The organism is Hwanghaeella sp. LZ110, from assembly GCF_048892525.1.
Taxonomy (GTDB): domain Bacteria; phylum Pseudomonadota; class Alphaproteobacteria; order UBA8366; family Aestuariispiraceae; genus Pacificispira.
Genome location: NZ_JBLZHT010000016.1, coordinates 1 through 22566, shown reverse-complemented (window position 1 = coordinate 22566; position 22566 = coordinate 1). Strand labels below are relative to the sequence as shown.

Annotated in this window: 20 protein-coding genes and 1 pseudogene; 3 read left to right on the top strand and 18 right to left on the bottom strand. The window is 55.5% G+C overall.

The annotated features are described in order from the left end of the window. Positions 1–76 precede the first annotated feature (76 nt). From ACOSDM_RS19870 to ACOSDM_RS19845, 6 genes are all read right to left on the bottom strand, one after another. Positions 77–763, bottom strand: coding sequence for a FadR/GntR family transcriptional regulator (locus ACOSDM_RS19870; protein ID WP_420726285.1), 687 nt, complete (start codon positions 761–763; stop codon positions 77–79). An 80-nt stretch (positions 764–843) separates the two neighbouring features. Beyond that, entirely contained in the window at positions 844–2688 is a 1845-nt protein-coding gene (locus ACOSDM_RS19865) for a TRAP transporter permease (RefSeq protein WP_420726284.1), read from the bottom strand. 104 nt (positions 2689–2792) lie between these two features. After that, the gene (locus ACOSDM_RS19860) at positions 2793–3788 is read right to left on the bottom strand and encodes a TAXI family TRAP transporter solute-binding subunit (RefSeq protein ID WP_420726283.1); all 996 of its coding nucleotides are present in this window, start codon (positions 3786–3788) and stop codon (positions 2793–2795) included. A gap of 161 nt (positions 3789–3949) precedes the next feature. Continuing rightward, the gene (locus ACOSDM_RS19855) at positions 3950–4942 is read right to left on the bottom strand and encodes an ABC transporter substrate-binding protein (protein WP_420726282.1); all 993 of its coding nucleotides are present in this window, start codon (positions 4940–4942) and stop codon (positions 3950–3952) included. Then, the gene (locus ACOSDM_RS19850; protein ID WP_420726281.1) at positions 4939–6144 is read right to left on the bottom strand and encodes a Gfo/Idh/MocA family protein; all 1206 of its coding nucleotides are present in this window, start codon (positions 6142–6144) and stop codon (positions 4939–4941) included. The genes ACOSDM_RS19855 and ACOSDM_RS19850 overlap by 4 nt, the downstream gene beginning before the upstream one ends. Continuing rightward, on the bottom strand, positions 6134–7069 hold the full coding sequence (locus ACOSDM_RS19845; RefSeq protein WP_420726280.1) for a PDR/VanB family oxidoreductase: 936 nt from the start codon (positions 7067–7069) through the stop codon (positions 6134–6136). Before ACOSDM_RS19845 ends, ACOSDM_RS19850 begins: the two co-directional genes overlap by 11 nt. A gap of 155 nt (positions 7070–7224) precedes the next feature. Here ACOSDM_RS19845 and ACOSDM_RS19840 point away from each other — a divergent pair, with 155 nt between their 5' ends. Beyond that, positions 7225–8499 carry a Rieske 2Fe-2S domain-containing protein gene (locus tag ACOSDM_RS19840; RefSeq protein ID WP_420726279.1) on the top strand — a complete coding sequence of 425 codons (1275 nt, stop codon included), beginning with the start codon at positions 7225–7227 and terminating at the stop codon, positions 8497–8499. 93 nt (positions 8500–8592) lie between these two features. On the opposite strand, the gene ACOSDM_RS19835 is transcribed toward ACOSDM_RS19840, so the two are convergent. Beyond that, positions 8593–9141: a MarR family winged helix-turn-helix transcriptional regulator gene (locus ACOSDM_RS19835; protein ID WP_420726278.1), complete on the bottom strand. Its 549-nt coding sequence runs from the start codon at positions 9139–9141 to the stop codon at positions 8593–8595. A 188-nt stretch (positions 9142–9329) separates the two neighbouring features. Continuing rightward, positions 9330–10607 (bottom strand): 4-aminobutyrate--2-oxoglutarate transaminase, encoded by a 1278-nt coding sequence (locus ACOSDM_RS19830; protein WP_420726277.1) that lies wholly within the window; start codon positions 10605–10607, stop codon positions 9330–9332. A gap of 149 nt (positions 10608–10756) precedes the next feature. Between ACOSDM_RS19830 and ACOSDM_RS19825 the strand changes: the two genes are divergently transcribed. Then, positions 10757–11338 (top strand): cupin domain-containing protein, encoded by a 582-nt coding sequence (locus ACOSDM_RS19825; RefSeq protein WP_420726276.1) that lies wholly within the window; start codon positions 10757–10759, stop codon positions 11336–11338. Between the two features lie 132 nt (positions 11339–11470). On the opposite strand, the gene ACOSDM_RS19820 is transcribed toward ACOSDM_RS19825, so the two are convergent. The 9 genes from ACOSDM_RS19820 to ACOSDM_RS19780 all read right to left on the bottom strand — a co-directional run bounded on the left by ACOSDM_RS19820 (position 11471) and on the right by ACOSDM_RS19780 (position 21719). Then, a complete protein-coding gene (locus ACOSDM_RS19820; RefSeq protein ID WP_420726275.1) occupies positions 11471–12379 on the bottom strand; it encodes an NAD(P)/FAD-dependent oxidoreductase in 909 nt (302 codons plus the stop codon). Continuing rightward, a complete protein-coding gene (locus ACOSDM_RS19815; RefSeq protein WP_420726274.1) occupies positions 12369–12833 on the bottom strand; it encodes an Rrf2 family transcriptional regulator in 465 nt (154 codons plus the stop codon). The genes ACOSDM_RS19820 and ACOSDM_RS19815 overlap by 11 nt, the downstream gene beginning before the upstream one ends. 225 nt (positions 12834–13058) lie before the next feature. Next, on the bottom strand, positions 13059–13991 hold the full coding sequence (locus ACOSDM_RS19810) for a glutaminase (RefSeq protein ID WP_420726273.1): 933 nt from the start codon (positions 13989–13991) through the stop codon (positions 13059–13061). After that, a complete protein-coding gene (locus ACOSDM_RS19805; protein WP_420726272.1) occupies positions 13984–15495 on the bottom strand; it encodes an aromatic amino acid lyase in 1512 nt (503 codons plus the stop codon). The genes ACOSDM_RS19810 and ACOSDM_RS19805 overlap by 8 nt, the downstream gene beginning before the upstream one ends. Before the next feature lies 1 nt (position 15496). Continuing rightward, positions 15497–16504 carry an ornithine cyclodeaminase family protein gene (locus ACOSDM_RS19800; RefSeq protein ID WP_420726271.1) on the bottom strand — a complete coding sequence of 336 codons (1008 nt, stop codon included), beginning with the start codon at positions 16502–16504 and terminating at the stop codon, positions 15497–15499. Between the two features lie 244 nt (positions 16505–16748). Next, a complete protein-coding gene (locus ACOSDM_RS19795) occupies positions 16749–17399 on the bottom strand; it encodes a hypothetical protein (RefSeq protein ID WP_420726270.1) in 651 nt (216 codons plus the stop codon). 54 nt (positions 17400–17453) lie between these two features. Next, positions 17454–19877 (bottom strand): TonB-dependent siderophore receptor, encoded by a 2424-nt coding sequence (locus ACOSDM_RS19790; protein WP_420726269.1) that lies wholly within the window; start codon positions 19875–19877, stop codon positions 17454–17456. 161 nt (positions 19878–20038) lie between these two features. Next, positions 20039–21100, bottom strand: coding sequence for a FecR family protein (locus ACOSDM_RS19785; protein ID WP_420726268.1), 1062 nt, complete (start codon positions 21098–21100; stop codon positions 20039–20041). 118 nt (positions 21101–21218) lie between these two features. Then, positions 21219–21719, bottom strand: a complete 501-nt coding sequence (locus tag ACOSDM_RS19780; RefSeq protein WP_420726267.1) for a sigma-70 family RNA polymerase sigma factor — start codon at positions 21717–21719, stop codon at positions 21219–21221. Positions 21720–22049: 330 nt separating this feature from the next. On the opposite strand from ACOSDM_RS19780, the gene ACOSDM_RS19775 reads away from it, so the two are divergent. Beyond that, the gene (locus tag ACOSDM_RS19775; protein ID WP_420726266.1) at positions 22050–22364 is read left to right on the top strand and encodes a hypothetical protein; all 315 of its coding nucleotides are present in this window, start codon (positions 22050–22052) and stop codon (positions 22362–22364) included. Between the two features lie 89 nt (positions 22365–22453). Here ACOSDM_RS19775 and ACOSDM_RS19770 read toward each other — a convergent pair. Next, positions 22454–22566: pseudogene (locus tag ACOSDM_RS19770) on the bottom strand (IS5/IS1182 family transposase); the annotation flags it as partial.

Sequence of the window (22566 nt, the reverse complement as noted above, 5' to 3'; positions counted from 1 at the left end):
ATCCAATTTTGAACCAATGTGACGATTTAGTGAACCAATAGTGACGCAATCCTAAAATAATTCCAACAGGAATCTGTCATGTAATCATTAAATTTGTCCGAACTCGGCTCAGATGGCTTAAAATCGCCTCCCTGGCCTGTTCTCCATCACGACGTACCAGGGCTTGAACAATGGCCGTATGATCCTGTTGGTAAATCTGCCGACGCTCGTCGGTCAACCCGCGGCGGCGCAATCCAAACCAGGCCGGGGATTGCCGGGCCTTATGAATCCCTTCGACGATTGTGATCAGATATTGGTTCTTTGACGCCTCAGCGATGGCCCGATGCAGTTTATTGTCCCAATATTCGAATTCCGCCATGGTTTCTGATTTCGCACCGGCGGCAAGGATGTCTTCCATAGATGCCAGTTCTGCATTGCTGGCACGAATGACAACCAGCTTCGCCAGCAAGGGCTCAATCAGCAAACGTGCCTCCATAACCTCTTCCGGGTTCACGGTGCTGGCGTCAGCGTCAGAAACGCTCGATACGCCAGGCGGCGCACACGCAAAAGTGCCCCGCCCGACATGGCGGTCGATCCAGCCATCCTTGACCAGTTGCAGCATTTGTCGGCGCACCGTGTTGCGGCTGATGGCGAATTGATCCGCCAGCTCGCGCTCCGTCGGTAACTGTGTCCCGGGGGGCCAATGCCCCTCCAGAACCTGCGTTTCCACAAATTGACGCAACGCCGCCAGGGCTTTACGGGCATGCCCCCGCATATCGGACATCGGATCACCCTTTAATGAACCATTACTGGACCATTGTGATCCATCTATCCGATAAATGCCACTGTTTCTTTATCGCGTCCTTAGGACAAAACATACTGCGACAGGGGACGAATGAAAATTATCAGCAAGCCCGCAGCCCCCAAAAGTACCCGAACCGGGGCATTGAGACGCTGTTTCCAATAACCTTCCTGGGCGATGACGAACAAGGTCAGACCGACCGCTGTGAACACTGTGGCCATAATGATCCCGATCACACTGCCCTGCAGCAGCAATGCCTGATCAAAGACAAAGGCAAAGGGGATCAGGAAGGCACCGATGGCAATACGCACAGCCGCCCCTGCAATCTTCATCGGGGCCTCATCCGCGATCGCACTGGCGGCATAGGCCGCTACGGCAACGGGTGGTGTCAGGGCGGACATCACCGCAAAATACAGCAGGAACAAATGCCCGGCCATCAGATCAATCCCCAGATCATGCATGACCGGGGAAATCAGAACCGCCGCCAGAATATAGGCGCTGGGCGTTGGCATACCCAGTCCCAGAAGAATGGTCAGCCCTGCCGCGACAATCAGGGAGATCAGGACGTCCTGATTGGAAATCAGAAAAACCAGTGTCCCGAATTTGGAAGCCAGCCCGGTCATGGTAATGCCGCCAATGACCAGTCCCGCTGCTGCGCAGGCCCCCGTGACGGCAACCATCTTAATGCAGGTATCAGACAGGATATCGAAGACCTTGGCCGGTGTTAACCGGGTGCTGCGACGGACCATGGACACAGCCAGAACAGTCAATGTTCCATAAATTGCCGCATAGGTGGGCGTATACCCATTCACCAGGGCCCAGGTAATAACGACCAGAGGTACCAGAAACAGGCCACCCTCTTTCATGGTTTGCATCAGGGCTGGAATTTTCGACATATCCATACCCTGCAGGTTTTCCTTACTGGCCCGCAGATGAACCTGCATATAGATCGGCAGATAGTACAGAATCGCCGGTATCAAGGCCGCAATGGCAATATCGATGTAAGGAATGCCGATCTGCTCTGACATGATAAAAGCAGCAGCGCCCATGACAGGCGGCACCAGACTGCCCCCGGTTGAGGCTGCGACTTCGACGCCCCCGGCAAAGGCGGAATTATAGCCAAGCCGTTTCATCATCGGGATGGTGACCGACCCCGTGGTCACAACATCAGAGGTCGGGCTGCCGGATATCGTTCCATACAAGCCAGAGGAGATAACGGCGATCTTTGCCGGTCCGCCCTTTGACCCACCCGTCAATGACGCTGCGAAGTTAAAGAAGAAGTCCGCTCCACCTGTTTTAGAAAGTGTCGTCCCAAACAGAACAAACAGAAAGGCATAGGTCGCAGCCACCCGGATCGGCACACCAAACAGGCCGTCGGTTGTAAACACCATGATATCCAGGAAATGCTCCAGGGTGATTTCACCGTGGCTCAAGGGACCGGATAACTTGTCGCCAAACAGGTTATAGGCGATGAAGGCGATAACAATAAATGTCAGCCCCAGGCCAACCGTGCGTCGCATCGCCTCAATCGACAAAATGATCAATGTCAGGGATGCCAGAACATCCAGGTCAGACAAGGGATCCAGCAATGTGATCCGTTGTGAAATGGTATCACTTTCTGTCACGAAGTAAGCGCCACAGGCAAAAGCAGCCGCCGCCAGAATCCATTCATAAAATGGAAACTTATCCGGGTTGGACTTTGTTGTCGGCGTGATCAGGATGAAGGTTAAGACCAGCATCAAAGATAAAAAGGTAATGGTCAGGGGTAAAATATCGGTTCGGGAGAACCCTGCCGCATAAATCGTCCAACCGGCCACCACAGCGGCATAGACTTTTGTGACCAGGGCAAGGGTCCCAACAGGGCGTCTGCGCAGACCGGTATCAAATGCAATAGAGAGAAAAGACACAGCTTTGTTCCAAACCTGAGATGCGGATGTGATAGTCGATTTGAGGATGCACACCCCCGCCAAACCAAACCGGTTCAACGGGGGTGCAGACGTCCCTATCTAGATTACTGCAGGCCTTTTGCCTTAAAGACAGCAGCGGCGGCCGGGTGATACGGCGCAGCCGTTCCAGACGCCATCAGCTTGGCATCCAAAGACCCCATCGCTTTATGGACACTGCTGACCTGATCGGCATGATCGGCCAACGCTGTGGCCAAATCCTCGACCAACTTGGGGTCCGCGTCTTCCCGCACGAAAAGCTGGGCGGAAACCGTCACCGTCAGCGTATCGTCCGGTGCCCAGGGATAGGAACCGCCTTTGATTACGAATTCACTGATATTCCATTCCTTGGCAACGGCATCAGCCGTTTCCTTCTGAACCGGCACCAGCTTCAGATCAATTGCGGAAGCCAGCTCCCGGATCGACCCATGGCCCACAAACAAAGAGTTCAGAATTGCATCCGCCCGACGGTCACGCATCAATTCGCCCTGTTCCTTGGACGCGGCATAGGTCACACCGCCACCCCAGGATTCAATGTTTTCAGGAGACGCCCCCACCGTTGTCAGCATCGTTGCCCCAATATCACTGACCACATTGCCTTTACGATTCAACAATATCTGAATCGGCAGTTTCTGGGTCGCGATGTCTTCCATCGTGTTGATGTTATGCTCGGTCGCATAATCCTTGTTCACCAGCAATTGCATCGGTGCCCAGGTGTACATAACCGCCAGGGTCCGCATCGAATCGACCGGGGCCTTGAAAGGCTCTGCCCCCGCCAGCGCTGATTTCACCTCAGCATCATGAATGATGGCGATATCACATTTCTTTTGATCCAACTGCACGACATTGGCAAAGCCGCCGCCAGAGGTTTGATAGGTAACCGTCGAACCAGGGAATGCGGCCTTGACTGCATTGTCGACACCAGCACCCAACAGAGACCACAGGCCCCCAGGGCTGGCACCACATAAGGTCAGGTTATAGGCCGCATTGGCCGGCGCAGATGCCAGCGCCGCCCCAGCAACAACCGATAGTGCAAGCAGACTCGTTTTGATGGATTTTCTCATTCTATCCTCCCAATTGAGCCCGTAATCCGGGCTATTATTTGCTGCCGGAGTATCCGGTCAGCTCCATCGCCATCGGTTCTTCCGACGGACATATTATTAGATATCTAATTATTACTGTAGGCTGGCTTTTTTAGGCCTGTCAATTTACCAAACGCCTCCCCCTACAAACTGTAGGCCTCGTAGGTTGATGGATGAAACAACTCTTCGACCGTCACACGCCTTGGTGACAAGCCCTGGCGGTGATGTTGCTCCAGGAAATAGTCCAAAACCTTGTAGTTTGACGCGGTGCCGTAAGACCAGAAATCCGGGCCTATCAGTGCCCTCGCCCGTTGCAGCGTATCTTCCACAAACGGCATGGTTACCTTAGTCGCGGATGTATCATCCAGAGCCGATTGCGACAGCGCCTTTGCCTGGGTAAAGGCCTTCTGGAACGCCCCCGGAAGCCAGGGATGGTCTTCGACCAAGGATCGGCGCAATCCCAGTAAATGCATGATCGGGAACAGCTGTGTGCGCTTGTAGTACTCTTCCGCGACCCCAACAGTATCTTCAAACAAGCGCCCAACACGGGGGTCGCCTTCGTTAAAGCTGCGCGGCCAACGGGGACCGACGAAGGCATCGATCTCCCCTTCCGCCAGCATATGGTTCAGGGTCGCCCCCTCAGGCGCCTGCTCCAGCTTTACATCTGCGGGCAGGTCAATTTTCAGTTTCTCCGGGCGACCAGCTGTATCCATACCACCCCGCACCCATTGGACGTCAGAGGGTTTTACACCGTATTCATCCTCCAGAATCGCGCGTACCCAGACATTGGCGGTCAATTGATATTCCGCGATTCCGATGCGCTTACCGATCAGATCCTTCGGCGTTTTAATGCCCTTGGTCGTATTGATATAGATCGACGTATGACGGAAGGCCCGCGAAAGGAACACCGGAATGGCAATGTAATGGGGGTCGGGCCGCGTCAGGCTGACAACATAGGAGGAAAAAGAGATTTCCGACGCATCATAGGCCTGATGCCGAAAGGCACGGAAGAACATTTCTTCTGGAACCTGCAACATGCAGACAGGATCAACACCATCGATCTGCACGCGCCCGTCGTAAATCGCACGGGTTCGGTCATAATCCCCCATCGCGATGGACAGCTGTAGTTTACTCATATCTGATTTTTCCTCTCTTCTGTGCGGCGCACGGGAACCTGATGGTGCATGCGAATATCTGTGCCGACTTCTGATGATTGCAGGATCCCATGACACACTTCCAGGCTGGCAAGCCCCCATCTGGCATCCTGGATCGGGTTCTGTGATTGCCGAACCGCAGCAACCAGAGACTCCATCACACCCTTGCGGGGAATGGCATCCAAAGGGGTTGATAAAAAGTCACGCTGTGTATGCCCATAGACCCAGACTCCATCAGGGGTCAGACGCAAATCGGCCCCGTCGCAACTGACCAAAATCGTTCCGAAATGTTCATTATGGGCCGGAACAGCCGGGGCTGGAGAGGCCCCAAAAGTGCGCTCTGTTTTCAGACGGATTTCATCCTGGGGCGTTTGGACCGATTGCAACGCCTTGCGCGCCTTGCCATAGGCCGTGGGATCGGTGTCATGGCCCAATTCCCCAATCCAGTCACAGAATTCATCACTGTTGAAATGGGCAAAACCGGAATAGGTCAAACTGGCGAACGCCCCTTCGGCGAAGGTCAAATGGGCGGAATAAGCGCATTCGGTGGGTCGTTTATCATCCCATTGTCCGGTTGTCGCCCGCACGGTGGAGACCATGCCGCCTGCCAACAAGCGCACAATATCAATCTGGTGCACGCCCTGACTGAAGATCACGCCGCCCCCTTCCGATGTCATCAGTTCTTCCGGTCGGCGGGGGCGATACAGAAAATCCGTGTAATTCAACGCATGCACCATGCGCACCTGACCCAGGCTGCCGCTGTCAATCAAAGCGCGCGCCTTCAGGACCGGCGCGTCGAAGCTGTGGCTGGGCCCGACAATGACAATCTTTCCGGCACGCTCTGCTGCCTGGGCAATCGCCTCCCCATCTTCCAGAGTGACGCATAACGGCTTGTCGAGCAGCACATGTTTACCCGCCATAACCGCGCAAGTGGCGTGGGTGCGATGCATCTGGTGCGGGGTTGCGATATAGATCGCATCCAGTGTCGGGTCACCACATAAGGCCTCAACACTGTCATAGGCAGCCCCGCCAAAGCGCTGCACAAATGCAGTGCGTGACGATTCCCGAGGGGCCGCACAGGCGGCCAATTCCACCCTGGGATCATTTTCAAAGCTGGGCAGCATCAGCATAAAGGCGCGGCCCAGACCCGCCACGCCCAGCCGGATCGGTGGATCACAGGTCAAGGGTCAGATCCCCCTCTTTGACCCTGGATACACAAATCATGATGCAGGATGACTTTTCCTCAGGCATCAAAACCATGTCGCGATGATCAACTGTCCCGGCGCTGTAGTGTGTCTTGCAGGTACCGCAGGTGCCGCTTTCGCAGGAACTGACGGCAGACACACCAGCCTCTCGCACTGTCTCAAGGATCGTGCGGTCTGCCGGTACGGTCAGGGTCTTGCCGGATTTGGACAGATGAACCTGAAAGGCCACATCATCGGCGCGCACAACTTCGACCGGTTTGAAATCTTCGAAGTGAACCGCAGATTCCGGCCAATGCCCGGTCATGCCGCGCACTTCTTCCATCAAGGGCTTCGGACCACAGCAATAGATATGCGTGTTCGATGGACGCTCAAAATGATCCCAGAAGTCATAGACCTGATCCAGGTCACCCATATCATGATGAATGATCACCTCCCCGGTAATCTCATCAGAATGCAGCACGTCCAGATAAGCCGCCTGATGTGCGGAACGTGTGCAATAGATTACCTGAAACGGTTTTCCCTCGGCACTCAACTGGCGCGCCATAGACAGGATTGGGGTGATGCCGATCCCGCCCGCAATCAACAAATAGTTTGGTGCGTCCACCAGGGGAAAGTCGTTGCCTGGCTGATCTACCTTCAACGTGGAACCAATCTCGGTCTCTTCAACCATCGACCGGGACCCGCCCCGACTGTCTGGCTCATGTTTTACCGCGATGACATAACGGTGATGTTCTGTGGGGATATTGCTCAGCGAATAATGCCGCATCGCCTTGCTGGGTGTTTCCAACGACAGATGCCCGCCCGCCGTAAAAGGCGGCAGGTCTGACCCATCCGCAGCGGCCAGTTCAAATTCCCAAATGCCCTCGGCAATTTCCCGTTTGCCGCGGATCACCAAATCCATCATGCCAGAACGCCCATCCGTAACTATTTGTTTTTATGGCGTATCACCTCATTTTGGGTGATGCGTTTCCTCATCTCTTAGAAACACTCTAGACGGAAAGACTCGATTGCGCTAGTTTTTCTTAGATATCTAATAATAAAAAATTTGGAGGACACTAGATGCTAACATCAGAAGAAAATGATCTGCTGTGTCGGGTCGAAAATGACGCCCCGATGGGACAGTTGATGCGCCGCCATTGGGTTCCTGTTTGCATGTCTGAAGAAGTTGCAGAGCCAGATGGCGCGCCTGTGCGGCTGCGCATCCTGGGTCGGGAATATGTCGCCTTTCGGGACAGCGACGGTCGGTTGGGGGTTCTGGACGGGCATTGTCCGCATCGCGGTGCATTGCTGGCGCTGGGTCGCAATGAAGACTGTGGCCTGCGCTGCCTGTATCACGGCTGGAAAATCGATGTGGAAGGGACCGTCCAGGAGATGGCGTCGGAGCCGCCTGAAAGCGCCCTGAAGACAAAGGTAAAGCATGAGGCCTTCCCGGTGGAAGAGAGCGGGGGATTCGTCTGGGCTTACCTGGGGCCCCGCGACGCCATGCCTGCCTTTGAACCGCCCCCCTTCGCGGCCGATAAATCTGCACAGGTCAGCATTCTGAAAATCAAGATCCCCTGTAATTGGGCGCAAATTCAGGAAGGACAGATCGATTCCGCTCATTCCTCCTCTCTGCATTATTCTGATATGAAACCAGCGCGGGTCGGTGGCGCGGAAGCGGATGATAAAAGCTGGTATCGTCCCTCGACCGACAAGTCTCCAAAACTCCAGATCGAACGGACGCCCTATGGCTTTCACTATGCGGCCATTCGCCGGCCCATCAAGAATGCCGCCACCCACAATTACATTCGGGTCACGGAATATCTGGCCCCCTTTGTTTCCCTTATTCCACCCAACAATATCTACAATGTCGCCAGCGTGAATGTGCCGGTCGATGATACGACGACGATGTTTTACTTCATCGCCTGGGGCAATCCGGAAACCTGCACCCCGACCGACGAATGGCGACGCTTCTGCCATGCGATTCCAGGGGTGGATTTAAATCCTGACTGGTCCCCGATCCGCACATTGGATAACAATTTCCTGCAGGACCGCGACGCAATGCGCGGCGATGATAGCTTCACCGGCATTCCCGGTATTCCCAATCAGGACATCGCGATGTGGGTCGGCATGGGTCCCATTGTGGATCGCAGCAAGGACATTCTGGGGGCTTCCGACATGGCAATTGTGGAATTCCGTCGCCTGATGGTCGATGCCGCCAAAGTCATGGCCGAGACTGGCGAAGCCTTTGGCATCGGCGCTACCCTGCAAGGCGTCCAATCCTATCAGGAGGTCATGCCCAAAGAGGTCGATTGGCGCACCAAGGTCGTCCGGGAAAGCCAAGCCGCCGAATAAAGTCCGAGATTTCATATTTTACCCCTCCCTCCTTGAAGGGGAGGGAGAAAACAGAGCCGTCCCCTCGTCAAAAAGGAAGACGCCAAACGCCGTCTAAACAGCGTGGCTGCGGGTGGCTGGGACGGAGACGCCGTCGCGCAAGGCAGCGGCCTCGTCTTCATCCAGATTGCGCGCCATCACCAGAAGCGCAGCGCGCAAATCTGCAATTTGCTGTTCGCTCAACCCCCGCAAAGAGGTTTCATTCACATCCTCCGCCAGGGGTTGCAAAAGTTTGCGGGCATCCCTGCCTTCCTGGGTCAGGTATACCAGCAACCGCTTTCGATCTCCGGGGGGATGTTTACGTGTCAGATAGCCCAGCGCTTCCAATTTACGCAAAGCCGTATGGGTGGTGGGTTCCATCAGACCCGCGCGTTGACTGAGTTCCCGTTGGGACAATCCATCCTGTTCCCATAAGATGCGCAGGAAAACCCAGCCACCAAACTGCACCCCATGATCCGTTAGACGCAATTGCAGGGATCGCGTCACGCCACGCGCCACATATCGGACCAGATGCGCCATACGATCCTGGGCCAGATGCTCCGCCTCGCCCCCCGGGGTGACACCTGCTTTCAGCGCCGCTGCCGCGTCGATATCATCGGTCATAATGTTTCCAGTTTTCCTGTTTCTACCGCGCGAGTCGCAAAAAGGCCCATAAGCTCAGTATCATACACTTTTGCGGCGAAACAAGCTTAGATATCGAAGAATGGACGTAAAAGAAAAGGACCTGCAGCAGACATCCAATTGGATGGATGCTGCAGGTCCTTGCCGTCAAACTTTACGCAACGCGGACCCTATGCAACGCGGGATTCTTTGATCGACTCTTCCAGGATATCCAGGGCCTCACTGAAAACCGTATCCTGAATTGTGATCGGCGCCAGGAAGCGGATGACATTGCCATGAACACCACAAGTCAGAAGGATCAGGCCCTTTTCCAATGCCTTAGCGCGAACCCGATTGGCGAAATCGGCGCTGGGCAGGTTGGTCTTCACATCATTGAATTCAACCGCATTCATAAAGCCAGGCCCCCGGATATCGACAATTTCCGGCACGGAGTCCCGCAGGCTTTCCAGGCGCTGTTTCAGACGCTGGCCCAGCGAATTGGCGCGATCGCACAGCTTTTCCTCGTCAATCACGTCCAGAACAGCATTTGCCGCGGCGATGCCCAACGGATTGCCGCCATAAGTGCCACCCAGACCGCCCGGTGCGGGGCCATCCATGATCTTCGCCTTGCCGGTCACGGCTGCCAGTGGGAAACCACCCGCCAGGCTTTTTGCCATGGTCACCATATCCGGCTCGATCCCATAATGCTCCACCGCCAGCATTTTACCGGTCCGGGCAAAGCCGGTCTGTACCTCGTCCACAATCAACAGAATGCCATGCTGGTCACACAAGGCGCGCAGGCTTTTCATGAAGCTGACAGGCGCGACGTAAAAGCCGCCTTCCCCTTGAACAGGCTCAATCACAATCGCTGCGACCCGGTTTGGATCAACGTCCGCCTTAAACAACTTATCCAGGGCCGCCATGGAATCGGCCTCGGTCACACCATGCATTTCAACCGGAAATGGCGCATGGAATACATCCGCGGGCATCGATCCAAAGCCCAGCTTGTAAGGGGCGACCTTGCCCGTCAGGGCCATGCCCATAAAGGTCCGGCCATGGAACCCGCCGGTAAAGGCGATCACCGCATTGCGCCCGGTTGAGGCCCGCGCGATCTTAATTGAGTTTTCCAACGCTTCCGCCCCGGTCGTGACAAATATCGTCTTCATCGGTTCAGACGACGGCACCAGCGCATTCAGACGCTCCGCCAGGGTCACATAATTCTCGTAGGGGACGACCTGGTGGCAGGTATGGGTGAAACGATCCAATTGCGCCTTTACTGCATCAATCACCTTGGGGTGACGATGGCCGGTATTCAGCACCGCAATGCCAGATGCAAAATCGATATAGCGATTGCCCTCTGCATCCCAAATTTCTGAATTTTCCGCGCGCTCTGCATAGATCTGTGTCATAACACCGACCCCGCGCGAAATTGCATCTACACGCCGCGCTTCAATATCCTTGTTCTGCATTCTTTCATTCCTTTGGGTTTCGAGGGTTTAGAATGCCCCGCGTCGAAATTCACAGTCGACATTGCATAACAATTGCTCAATATATTTATCACCGAGGCGGTCCGTCCGCAATATCACCTTAGGGACAGGATGCAAGAAGGAGAGAGTGGGTGCGTGACGTGGATATCGGTGCAAGATTGAAGGCCTTTCGCGAGGCCCAAGACCTTTCGCAACGGCAACTGGCGCACGTGGCGGGCGTTACCGGCTCTATGATATCCATGATCGAACAGAACCGCACCAGCCCCTCTGTCGCAACCCTGAAAAAGATCCTGTCCGGCCTGAAAATCTCTCTGGGTGCCTTTTTTGAGGAGACACCCCCGGATGGCATGAAATGGCATTTCACGCGCGCCGAGCTTGGCGAAATCAATCCAGAGATCAAACGCGGCGCCCCGCCAGAAGCCGCCAAGGCGATCAGCTTCTTACAAGTTGGCGGGGCCGGCACCAGCGCCTTGCAAATGCTGTATGAACATTATCCACCCGGTGCCGATACCGGCCCGGAATTATACAGCCACGAAGCAGAGGAGGCTGGCATCGTCATTGACGGCCAAATCGAAATCACAGTTGGCAGTGAAACCCGGCTGCTGAACACAGGCGACGCCTATCTGTTCAACAGCCGCCTGGCCCACCGTTTCCGCAATCCAGGCAACACCCCCTGCATCATCGTCAGCGCCTGCACCCCTCCGACATTTTGATCAAACGTTAAGTACGAGCTGCCGGCGGCGCTTTAAAAACGTGCATACACGCGCCATAAGGGACGCTGTGAGCGGATCTGATCCCGCAAAGAATTGCATGCTTCAACCGCCTGTTCGATCTAACGCACATATTCAAGCAGCGAGCGGCTCGAACACGAGCGACTGGTGCAGGAAAACACCGGCGGTCACGCCGTCGGCCGCTGCCCAGCTTGCGTTATGCGGGGCGCGTGCAATATCGCCCGCGGCATAGACACCGGCCACTGTTGTCTGCTTCTTCTCATCCGTGCGGATCATCGTGCCCAATGGCCCTTCATCCAAAGCGCAGCCGAGCTGTTCAGCGATATGGCTGTTAAGGCGCGAATTTGGGACGAGATACAACGCGTCGATCAGTGCCTCCCGCCCATCCGAAAGAAGCAGAGCGGACAGCCCCCCATTGTCACCCTTAAACGCGTCAATCCGCGCCGCCTCGATCAAGACTTCACGTTTCGCCAGCTTTGCCTGTATCTCTTCGTCGGGCATTTCATTGCCATTGAGATAAAGGGTCGTCGGCCCCCAATCGGCGATGAGTTGAGCTTGATGTGCCGACATCGGCGCCGAATACAAAACACCCTGGCGCTTTCCAGCAAATTCGAAGCCGTGGCAATACGGACAGTGAAGCACGCTCTTGCCCCAGCGCTCGGCAAGGCCAGGCACGTCTGGCAACACGTCGGAAACGCCAAAGGCAAGAACCAGCTTGGAGGCCGTAAGCGTTTTGCCATTGCTCACCGCGACTTCGAACCCGCCAGGCACTGGACTGGCGCCATCGGCTTCTCCGGTAATCATCTGAACGCTCGGATAGTGTTGCAGTTGTGTCCGCGCCGAATTGATAATGGTGCGGGGATCATGGCCATCATGGCCGAAAAAGCCGTGCGATTCCGCCGCGAAGCGGTTGCGCGGATTGCCCGCATCGATAACGCAGACGGATCGTCGCGCTCGGGCGATATGAATGGCTGCGGAAAGCCCGGCAAAGCTTCCACCTATGACAATAGCATCAAGTTGCATGAATGGTCTCCAGATCAATAGTTATCCCGCTTGCCACTATGCGAGCGTGAAAATCAGCGCTGAGTTGCGCCAGTGTCACCGCGCCAAACCGCTCAAGTAGCAGCGCCTTAGCGTCGCGAAAAGCGTCGTTGAGCGCGGCATTCACCGACTGCTCGACAAGGCATCCCGGCGCTTCTGTCCGGTTACCCATGGCGAAGAGTTCAGGCTTTTCGAGCGCTTCGTAAACATCAACCAAGGTGATTGCGGCAAGTGGCCGGGCGACTGTCCAGCCGCCACCATGCCCCTTCTCGGACCGGACAAACCCGCGATCACGCAATCCCGCCAATATCCTTCGTATGACGACGGGGTTCGTGTTCATTGCCCGCGCCATGGCTTCAGATGTCACCGGACCATCTGCTTCCGCCATGTGCAGCAGGACGTGAAGAACACCTGACAGTTTGCTATTGCGTTTCATGTGACTTTATATGTTACGTGAAACGGAGAAGTCAAAGAGAAATTGTATTTTCGCAAGCCCGCTCCGCAACGCACCTGACTTGCAGTCGCTCCTAAGGATAAGAGATATGCAGAATAAGAATTCCGTCACGTCCGCGCAGGCGGGAGTCCAGGGCAACTCACATAGATCATGACAGCCGCCCCTAAGCCCCGGATCAAGTCAGGAGTAGCGGAGAAACAATCCTCCTCACCGATCTGCAGTGAAAACGGTCCAATTCATGGCGGTGGACAGGCGTTCCAGGGCGATGGTGCCCAGTTTGGAATTGCCGACTTCGTTGAGGCCAGGCGACCAGACGGCAATGGAGGCCTTGCCGGGAACGATGGCCAGAATGCCGCCACCGACGCCGGATTTTCCGGGAATACCGACACGGAAGGCGAAATCGCCCGATGCATCGTAATGCCCGCATGTCAGCATCAGGGCATTGATGCGCCGCGCCCTGGCCTGGGACACGACATAGCCACCATCAGGATGACGCCCGTCCAGCATCAGAAACCGCCCTGCCAGGGCAAGCTGCTGGCAATTCATCTCTATGGCGCATTGATGGAAATAGGTGCCCAATACCCGGTCCACAGGATTTTCCAGATTGCCAAAGGCGCGGATGTAATTGGCCAATGCGATGTTGCGGAAGCCCGTTTCTGCTTCCGACTTAGCGATTTCCTCATTTATGGTAATGGTGTCGTCGCCGGACAGATACCGCATGAACCGGATGATCTCGCCAATCGCTTCCTTGGCATGATGACCGGCCAGATTGACATCATTGATGACAATCGCCCCGGCATTGATGAAGGGATTGCGGGGAATGCCCTGTTCCCGTTCCAACTGAACAATGGAATTGAAGGCAGACCCTGACGGTTCCCGCCCGACCCGCTTCCATAGGTGATCGCCAATCTTGCCCAGCGCCAGGGTCAGCGAGAAGACCTTGGAAATTGACTGGATAGAGAAACCGATATCGGCATCGCCGCCGGTCAGCATCTCCCCCTGTGCAGTTGCTACGGCGATGGCGAAACGGGACGGGTCCGCGCTGGCGAGCCCTGGAATATAGGTCGCAACCTTCCCCCGGTCGGGGATGGCACGCATATCCGTGACGATCTGGTCGATTATGCCCTGTAGGTCATTCACGATTGGGGCCTTGAAGATCGCCGGTCGCGATGCGGTGCGCCAGCGTCATAATATCCCCCCCAAGCGGTCGATCATCTACCAAGGGGGCGGAGGTTTCGCGAATCCGCGCCAGGCTGGCGGTCAGCCAGGGGCCCATCTGATCCGCTGCGCCGCGCAACTCCACCGCCTGGGCCGCGACGATCAGTTCAATCGCCGTCAACATTCTTGCATGGTCAATCACCTGTGCCAGGGCACTGACCGCCGTGGGGGAATTGGTCAGACAGTCTTCCACCCCATTGGCATTGATGCTGGGCCACAGGGCGACCGGCTGCGCCGCATGCTGCACTTCTGACAACAGCGATTCCACGACCTTCATCACCGGCGCAAAACCATTGGATCCGCTTTGCGATTTTGCCAGGAATGTCGGTAGATCGCTGAATACCGGATTTAAGTGTTTTGACACCCGCGCGACCTGAGCCACCGTGACATGCACGAAAGCCCGGCTGATCGCCTCGATAACATGAGTCAATTCAGCGGTGAAATAGGCCCCGCCTGATACGATCCGATCCTCTGCCAGTAATGTCACCGGGTTGTCGCTGGACCCGTTGAGTTCAATCTCCACCGTGATCCGCGCAACATCCAGTGCCGCCGCCAGCGTCCCGTGAATCTGGGGAATATTGCGCAGAGAGATCGGATCCTGCAAACGCCGGGCGGCTCCTTCCTGATACAACAGGCTGCCTTTTAACTTCGCATGCAGGTCCGCCGCGGCACGGCTTTGGCCCGGCAGGGGCTTTGCCCCCAGAACACCGTCGGAGATGGGGGCCAGATTGGCGCGAAACGCCTCCATCGACAGACCCCCGGCTGTTTGCAGTGCATCGAAGACGGTTTCCGCCTGTGACACGGCAAGGGCCGCAGCGCCAGCGGCACAACTGGAATGATTGGCCAGGGCCAGCCCATCGCGGGGGCCCAGAACCAGCGGCTCTATGCCATGGTCCCGCATCATTTGCGCGGCAGGTCCAGTCTTGCCATCAGCGTTCTGCATCTCCCCCTGCCCGGTCAGGCACAGGCCGATCGTGGCGTTGCGGATCAGATCCGCCGCCCCGATGGAGCCCAAGGACCCCACCACCGGCGTCAGCCCCGCATTCAGGCAGGCCAGTAAGTGATGGGCAACAGCGGGACTGGCCCCGGAATACCCCTTCAGCAGTGTATTCAGCCGCACGATCATGCTGGCCCGGATGTTTTCCACCCGGTCGGGCGGCCCCACTGCATGGGCGCGACCCAGCAGGGTCTGTTGTGAAAAATCCGCCAGGGTCTTGGCATCCAGGACTTCTGTCACCCGCGCGCCCAGACCCGTGGTGACGCCATAGACCGGAACCTTATCCTCTATCGCCCGGTCGATCAGGCGACGCGCCCTTGCCATATCTGAAAGGCCCGCCGGATCCAGATCCAGCGGACGCCCCATGACCGCTGCTTGGGCCAGGTTTTCAATGGTAAGGGACCGGCCATCCAGAACCAGCGGGGTCATATCAGTCTTCCCGATACAACAGGTTCTGCGTCACACCCATTTTGCGGGCCTTCTCCAGAATGGCGGCCCCCAGCGCGATATCACCGGTCGACATGCCGCGATGCCAGAACAGAATCGTCTCCTCATCCGACTCACGGCCCGGCTTCAGGCCCGCCGCAATTTCACCGATTTCCGCATAAAAGCTTTCCTCGGTGATCTTGCCCGCATTGATCTGTGGGCGCAGCGCCCCCAGGCTGCCTGCGCGCATCTGGCCCAGATCATCCATCACGAATTTATCGAAACCATCGGTGAAATCCAGCGGCAGGCTGCTCATCGTGCCATAGGGAACGACCAGCGTGCCAGGCTTCACCCAGGACCGCTGAAACATCGGTGTAGGTTCGTTCAGCCGGGTGGCTTCGATCATGATATCAGCGTCTTTCAGACAGGTTTCCCAATCTTCCGTGACGATTACTTTCTTGCCCAGATCCCGGCTCAGCTTCTCGCCAAAGGCATCGCGGCTCTCTTTGCGGCGGGAATGGACGCGGATTTCTTCGAAATCAAACAGATGATCCAACAGACGGACATTCCAATAAGCCGTGCCGCGGGCCCCGACATGGCCCAGCACACGCGGGTTCTTCGGTGCCAGCCATTTCGCGCCCAGCGCCGTCAAGGCGCCCGTGCGCATATCGGTGATCCCGGCAGCATCAATCACAGCCTTTGGCATGCCGGTGCGCGGGTCGAACAAATTCAGCAGCGCCAGTTCCGACGGCAGTCCCTGCTTATAGTTATCGACATAATCGCCGACGATCTTCACGCCGGCATAGCCCAGCGGCTCAACATAACCACGCAGCACGTTGAAATGGCCATTAAAGGCGGGGTCTGGCGTCAGATGCATGCGGGGTTCAATCACCGTTTTGCCCTGCCCGGCTGCGATCAATCCCTGTTCAATCGCCGCCAGTATTTCCTCATCCGTCAGTGCAATCGCATCAATGTCCGCCTTGCCCAGATACTCAATCTCATGCCGTGCCATACCAAATCCCTAAATTGCCATACGTTGATTTCGCAAGCGCTAGAAAGCAACGAAATCATCATGATGTCAAAGTGGTAAGCAATATTTTTAAGACAGTGTTGATGATCCGGCCGGATCATCACAATAGGGAAGGAAAGCACGCGCAGAAACCAGACCGATAAGAAATAAAGGGGCAGCAGGCTGGCTGGCGATTTGGCTGGCGTGCCTGCTGCGTGACGACCAAGCGGGTCGACCGGTTATAAACTCACTGTTGGAATTCGGCTCCAATTAACAATTCCCATTTGACCCATTGATCTGGGCCGATGAATTGGCGGGCGTCTTGCAGACCATCGCGGCGTATCTTGCCAGCCGCCTCCTTTTTCTCGTCGGGGCTGAGGTCGGATGACCGGTGGATGCTGGACAATTTCTCACCGATGGACCCGGCCAGAGTGTTCAGATCTTTGCGCTGCGAGGGCGTCAGCTTCAGGTATTCCACAACAGTTGGCCGATCAAATGCCCGGATTCCAAATGTCTGCATTTCAATTTGCTGGAGGCGTTCATGCTGAGACGCATTGATGACACTTTCCAGTCCGTCAAACGTATCTTTGTTGACGGATATGAAGACCTGTTTCACCAGAGACACTCGTTCCGCCTTGGTTTCTGGAATCAACGCCGTTTCAAAAGCCGCACGATGCTTTCCCAAAACATCGTTGGAAACAGCCTGAACTGACTGGGCCTGCTGGTCCGTGAGACCCAGATACTCAATCACCGCCTGATTGTGCAGCAACCGGTTCAGGTGCCCGCGGTTGCCGTCCGGTCCGGGAGGGGCAGACACAGAAGGTTGCGGCAACAGCACGACTGTCACCAAAAGAATGGCAGCCATGCAAGATTTCAACAGAGTGCGGTTCGATAACATATTCAACTCCTGTGGTGATGAGACTGTGTTTTGTTAGGTCGATTGCCGAACGCATCAGAATGTGAAATTGGCATTCAAAAAGATTGAACGAGGCAGGCCCTGGTTTGAGAAGACACCGCTGGAACCAGACACATAATCTTCATCCAAGATGTTCTCGGCCCTGAGGCGCAGATCCAACCCGTCCCGCTGCCATCCGATGTTGAAGTCCACGCGTGAGTAGTCAGGCAAAGTGAAGGAGTTTTCGTTGTCACCTTGACGGTCGCGGACATAGATGAAACCAAGGCCGATATCCAAAGGACCGATATCCGTCGGAACTTCATAGTTCAGCATGGCTGTTGCCTTATGCGTCGGCACGTTGGCGGGAATGTTGCCCTGGTATTGGGCAGACGTGGTGAATTCTGAGTTCAGATAGCTGTACCCACCGACAACGCTGAGTTGATCAGTCACGTTTCCGACCAGCTCCAGCTCTGCCCCCCTTACAAGCTGGTCACCGGTAACAATGGACAAGGACCGATCATTGGGGTCCGTTTCAATCTGGTTGGTCTGTTCGATCTGGAAGGCGGAGAAGGTCGAGGCCAGCGCGTTATCAAACCACTCACTTTTCAAGCCAACCTCGAATTGCTCCCCCATCGAAAACGGGACGGGGCCGCCCGTGTTCAAAGTGCCGACCTGCGGGGTCAGCGATGTCGAGTAACTGATGAACGGATTGAGCCAACTGTTCTGATTGAAAATCGCGCCAATTGAATAATCCAGCGATGTGTCATTTCCGTCATCAGCGTTAAAAGAGGTTGTAACGTCGGTGTAACGAAGACCCCCGAATACTTTCAGTTTTGAGCCAATCTTGGCGAAGTTCTGCAGGTATATCCCATCTTCTTCGATGACCCACTCAATACTGCGTGTATAGGGACCAAGACTGCCAACCGAGGTAAATACAGGATTTGTGGGAGAGATCGTGCCGCGCAGGGTACGCTGAACCCGCTGGCTTTCATAGGTCTCGTTGCGATGCGTTAAGCCAATGGTGGTCGTGTTCGAGACGCCACCAAGACTGTAATCTCCACGCAATTCTGCCTTGGCTTCTTTATGTTCAAAATCCGTATTGAACCGAATGAGGTCGCGATCAAGAAGCGTGTTCCTGGTCGGGGCTGTTCGGGTATTGGCAGAGTCCCACAGGGCATCGATGCTGTTCATGCCGTAACTGCCACCTAGGAATACCGACCATTGGTCAGTGACCGGATGTGTAATGTTTCCGGTGATGATGTTGTTTGTCTGATCCGTGAAGCTGTCATCGCTGACCAGGGAAGGGCCGTGGAATCCGAAAGTCCCATCACTGAACCGCAGGATACCGGGGTCCGCCACATTCTCCTGCTGGCTGAATTCATAAGACAGATCGACCTGGGTTCCAGTGTCGTTCTTCCAGGCAATCTGCGGGTTTAGAATATAGCGGTTATCGTAACTGTTGTTGTGGCTCTCACCCGTGAAAGTCTGGTTGGCTTCCTGAGCCGTCGCGATCAGGCGGTAAGCAACGTTCTCGGCACCCGGGATCGGCCCCGTCAAGTCCATAGAGCCCCGTCGTGTGTCAAAGCTACCAGCACTGACCGACACCTTGTTTTGAGCCTCGAACATCGGTTTCTTGGAACGGTAGCTCACGATTCCGCCGGGAGAGGCAGTGCCATAAAGCAGGGACGACGTGCCCTTCAGCACCTCGACGCGCTCGTATAGAGAGCGATCAAAGTGATAACGACGGCTGGCTGGGCGGTGGCCATCGATATAAACAGAATTTGACCGGGATCCCAGGCTACCCCCCCTGGTCGTAGATGACTCGAACCCTCGGATTGTGAAGGTGTTGGTCATTGAAGATCCTGTCGCCCCTGGGGCAGTGCCAGGAATATACTGCAGAATATCATCAAGCCGCTGTGCATTTATGCGCTCTAGCGTTTCTGATGACATGACGTTCACGGTCGCGGGAGTCTCGATCAGCGGCACAGGAACATTCGTAGCGCTACCAGAACCAAACGCACGGAATCCGTCATAGACCGTGTCAGTCAGTCCTTCGACCGTGACCGGATCAAGTACAATGGTACCGTCTGAATTTTGGTTAGGTTTATCAATAGCGACCGTCGATCCCGACATCGTATAGATGAGGCCACTGCCAGCCAGGAGTTGGCGCAGTGCTTGCTCGCTCGTCATTGTGCCCTGCACGGCAGGGGCGGAGACATTCCGTGCTACGGTTCCAGCAACGGTGACCTGAACGCCGGACTGTTGGCCAAAGGCGACCAGGGCGTCGGTCAGGGGTTGGGCCGGAATATCAAAATTCTGTTCCCCCTGAAGCTGGGCAACTTCAGGTGTCGCCGCTGTAGCTTGCTGCGCCAGAACTGGGGACACGACAAGGGTCGTCGCCAGAGCCGTTGTCACCATCAGCGCGGCGGCCAGAACCATTCCCCGATTGCCAACGCATGCCTTTTTATTCACCCCCACCATCGCACCAAATCTCCGCCTTTAAGTGTCATCTCGATAGCGACCGCACACAGTCTAATATTGAGAATGCGTCGCAATATCGTCTCTATAGAGGGAACGTCGGCAGAAAGGGGATTTCTCAAAAAAGTTTGGATTTTCTGAAAAAATATAAAAATCCGTCGCCTTTAGGACCTGGAAACCACAACCAGCCAGGGCGTGATGCGCCGCACAACGGCATTCTGGGCCCGGGCGATACCGCGCAGCGCCTCCACCGGATCGGCGAGGTTATAAACACCAGTGACAGATTGCGCGGCCAGGGCATCATCGGTGACGATGATCTTGCCGGTGTAATAACGGCGCAATTGATCAACGACGATGCCCAACGGCTCGTCGCGGGCGATAAGCTGGTTTTGGCGCCATGCTGCAACCTGCTGCACCGGGCTATCGCCGCGCTTACTGTGACCGGACCAACTGATGCGGACGGCCTGTCCCGCGGTTAGAGTTTCGGTCACGGGGGGATTGACCGCCGCTGTGTCCACGCGCACAACGCCATGTGAAACTGCAATATCTGTTTCATCCGCGCCCCGCCGCACATCAAAGGCGGTCCCAAGCACGGTGACAGTGACGGCCTCAACCCCCACCTGGAACGGGCGGTCCGGGTTGGGTGACACATCAAAATACGCCTCTCCCGCCAGAAGCCGGATTTGCCGGTCACCGGGCGTATAGGCGACGGAAATCGCGCTTTCCGGGGCCAGGGTTACCATGCTGTCATCCGCAAGACGAACAGTTCTGGTTTCCGCCGTGCCGGTCGCATAGTCCGAGCGCAAATTCCGCAACAGGTCAGGCCCAACGACTGCCAGCATAAGACAGGCCGCGGCCGCAACGGCGCCAAATGCAACGACCTGGCGACGACGGATACGCCTGGCTCCAAGACGTGAGGCGAAACGTGAGGCTTCCGGGCGTGCATTCTGTGAGACGGGGGTCGATACAGACGGGCCTCCCCTTTCACCGCGCATATCTGTCAGCATTGGCTGCCATTTATCCGCAAAGACCGGCACCGCCCTGTCCATAGCCTTAGAGGCGCGTCGCATGTCCTGCCATGCGGAAACATGAACCGGGGACTTACTCAGCCAGGCCTCAAATGCGGTGTGCAGGGTGGCATCATCCGGGTCGTCCTTCAGCAGGATCATCCATTCGGTTGCTTCCCGCGACGCCTGTTTTTCACCGGAAAATTTGTTCTCAGCCATGCCATACCCTTAACCCTGATCGAAACAGGACAGATCGTCCATGATCGTCGAGAGGCGTTCTATACATACAACGCATTCGGCCCCGCATTTTCTCCAAAAATACCTGACATGGGGATGGTTATGACCATCCAAGCCGCTCCTTGCAATGCTGTACGGCATCGGCGACCAGCCTGTGCGCAAAGGGAAGAGAGATGTTCAGGGCAACCGCAATCTCCCGCAATTTTGCATCGCCGAACCGGTGCATTTCAAAGGCGATGCGGGTGCGCTCCGGCAATTCCGCCAGGGCCGCCATGACCACTGCATATTCGTCCCGATACAGGGCAACCGTTTCCGGCGTGGGGATGCCATCCTGACAAACCTCGACCGTCGCTTCGTAATCATCGTTTGAGATATACTGGTTTTCGCGCTTCATGCGCCGCCTGCCATCCAGCGCCAGATTGCGAACTATCCGGTAAAGATATCCGGTTGCATCGTCCAGAAGGCGGCCTTTGGAGGCATCGTCAAAACGAAGCCAGGCTTCCTGAACCACATCCTCTGCCTGCGCGCGCGTGCCGACAATGCTGCTGGCATAGTTCACAAGCGCACGACGATGCGTCACAAAGAGAGTCAGATGGGTCATGTCCTGGCTCAATGCCGTTGGCTCCTTCTGGACCAAGAGGGACACGATGGTCGGGTTTCAGGTCATTGCCGCGACGCAAGAGGCCTGGTCCAGATGCGAATGATTCTTAATATTGTCTAATCATTCATAATCATTGCCGCAACACATCTTTGGGTCGTGATTTTTGATCACTGCCTTTGAAGACGTGACCTATAAATTCTATCAAACAGCTTTTTCAAATACGGAGCTTCCTAAATGGCCGTGTTATTTCTCTGAGAAAGCCCTCTTTAAGTGCTTGATTCGCGCCTCAGATGTAGTGCACTATTATGTGCATTCTGGGGTGGGGGCGTCATGATTCAATTTATATTAACTATTATAGCAGTGTCCTTACCAGTGTATGCGTTGTGGAAAATTGTGCAGGCATTTGTGTATCGAGTAACAAAAGATGAGAATCGTCCTGGTTTGATCAGCCTAATTACATCGTTAGTACTTCTGATTTTATGGGGAATATGTCCAGATGGGAATGTAATAAAGCAGGGAAACGATTTCGATGATTTAATCTTTTATTTTGTAGGCCGGTATGCTTTGTATGCTTCTCTTGTGATGTTTCTTATTTCTATTTTATCAGGATACAGTGGCTTAATTAAAATAATTCGCGGTAATTGAATGATTTAAGTCCTGGTTTTCATTAAGTTTGAACCACCACATGCCGGGACTAAACACATCATTTGCTTCGCGACACCTAGGCTCAGGACTCATAACCAATAAATGACCGTCGCGGCGATAGCGATTGTGCTGAGGAAAGCGTGAGCGCATCTGTCGTATCGCGTGGCGACGCGCCGCCAGTCCTTGAGGCGTCCAAATAGTC

What these genes read in the sequence shown, in the direction of transcription:
- ACOSDM_RS19780 (WP_420726267.1), bottom strand. Translation starts at nt 21,719, where the DNA reads ATGACCCATCTGACTCTCTTTGTGACGCATCGTCGTGCGCTTGTGAAC.
- ACOSDM_RS19835 (WP_420726278.1), bottom strand. Translation starts at nt 9,141, where the DNA reads ATGACCGATGATATCGACGCGGCAGCGGCGCTGAAAGCAGGTGTCACC.
- ACOSDM_RS19830 (WP_420726277.1), bottom strand. Translation starts at nt 10,607, where the DNA reads ATGCAGAACAAGGATATTGAAGCGCGGCGTGTAGATGCAATTTCGCGC.
- ACOSDM_RS19870 (WP_420726285.1), bottom strand. Translation starts at nt 763, where the DNA reads ATGTCCGATATGCGGGGGCATGCCCGTAAAGCCCTGGCGGCGTTGCGT.
- ACOSDM_RS19860 (WP_420726283.1), bottom strand. Translation starts at nt 3,788, where the DNA reads ATGAGAAAATCCATCAAAACGAGTCTGCTTGCACTATCGGTTGTTGCT.
- ACOSDM_RS19795 (WP_420726270.1), bottom strand. Translation starts at nt 17,399, where the DNA reads ATGTTATCGAACCGCACTCTGTTGAAATCTTGCATGGCTGCCATTCTT.
- ACOSDM_RS19855 (WP_420726282.1), bottom strand. Translation starts at nt 4,942, where the DNA reads ATGAGTAAACTACAGCTGTCCATCGCGATGGGGGATTATGACCGAACC.
- ACOSDM_RS19775 (WP_420726266.1), top strand. Translation starts at nt 22,050, where the DNA reads ATGATTCAATTTATATTAACTATTATAGCAGTGTCCTTACCAGTGTAT.
- ACOSDM_RS19785 (WP_420726268.1), bottom strand. Translation starts at nt 21,100, where the DNA reads ATGGCTGAGAACAAATTTTCCGGTGAAAAACAGGCGTCGCGGGAAGCA.
- ACOSDM_RS19840 (WP_420726279.1), top strand. Translation starts at nt 7,225, where the DNA reads ATGCTAACATCAGAAGAAAATGATCTGCTGTGTCGGGTCGAAAATGAC.
- ACOSDM_RS19790 (WP_420726269.1), bottom strand. Translation starts at nt 19,877, where the DNA reads ATGGTGGGGGTGAATAAAAAGGCATGCGTTGGCAATCGGGGAATGGTT.
- ACOSDM_RS19820 (WP_420726275.1), bottom strand. Translation starts at nt 12,379, where the DNA reads ATGCAACTTGATGCTATTGTCATAGGTGGAAGCTTTGCCGGGCTTTCC.
- ACOSDM_RS19815 (WP_420726274.1), bottom strand. Translation starts at nt 12,833, where the DNA reads ATGAAACGCAATAGCAAACTGTCAGGTGTTCTTCACGTCCTGCTGCAC.
- ACOSDM_RS19805 (WP_420726272.1), bottom strand. Translation starts at nt 15,495, where the DNA reads ATGACCCCGCTGGTTCTGGATGGCCGGTCCCTTACCATTGAAAACCTG.
- ACOSDM_RS19845 (WP_420726280.1), bottom strand. Translation starts at nt 7,069, where the DNA reads ATGATGGATTTGGTGATCCGCGGCAAACGGGAAATTGCCGAGGGCATT.
- ACOSDM_RS19800 (WP_420726271.1), bottom strand. Translation starts at nt 16,504, where the DNA reads ATGGCACGGCATGAGATTGAGTATCTGGGCAAGGCGGACATTGATGCG.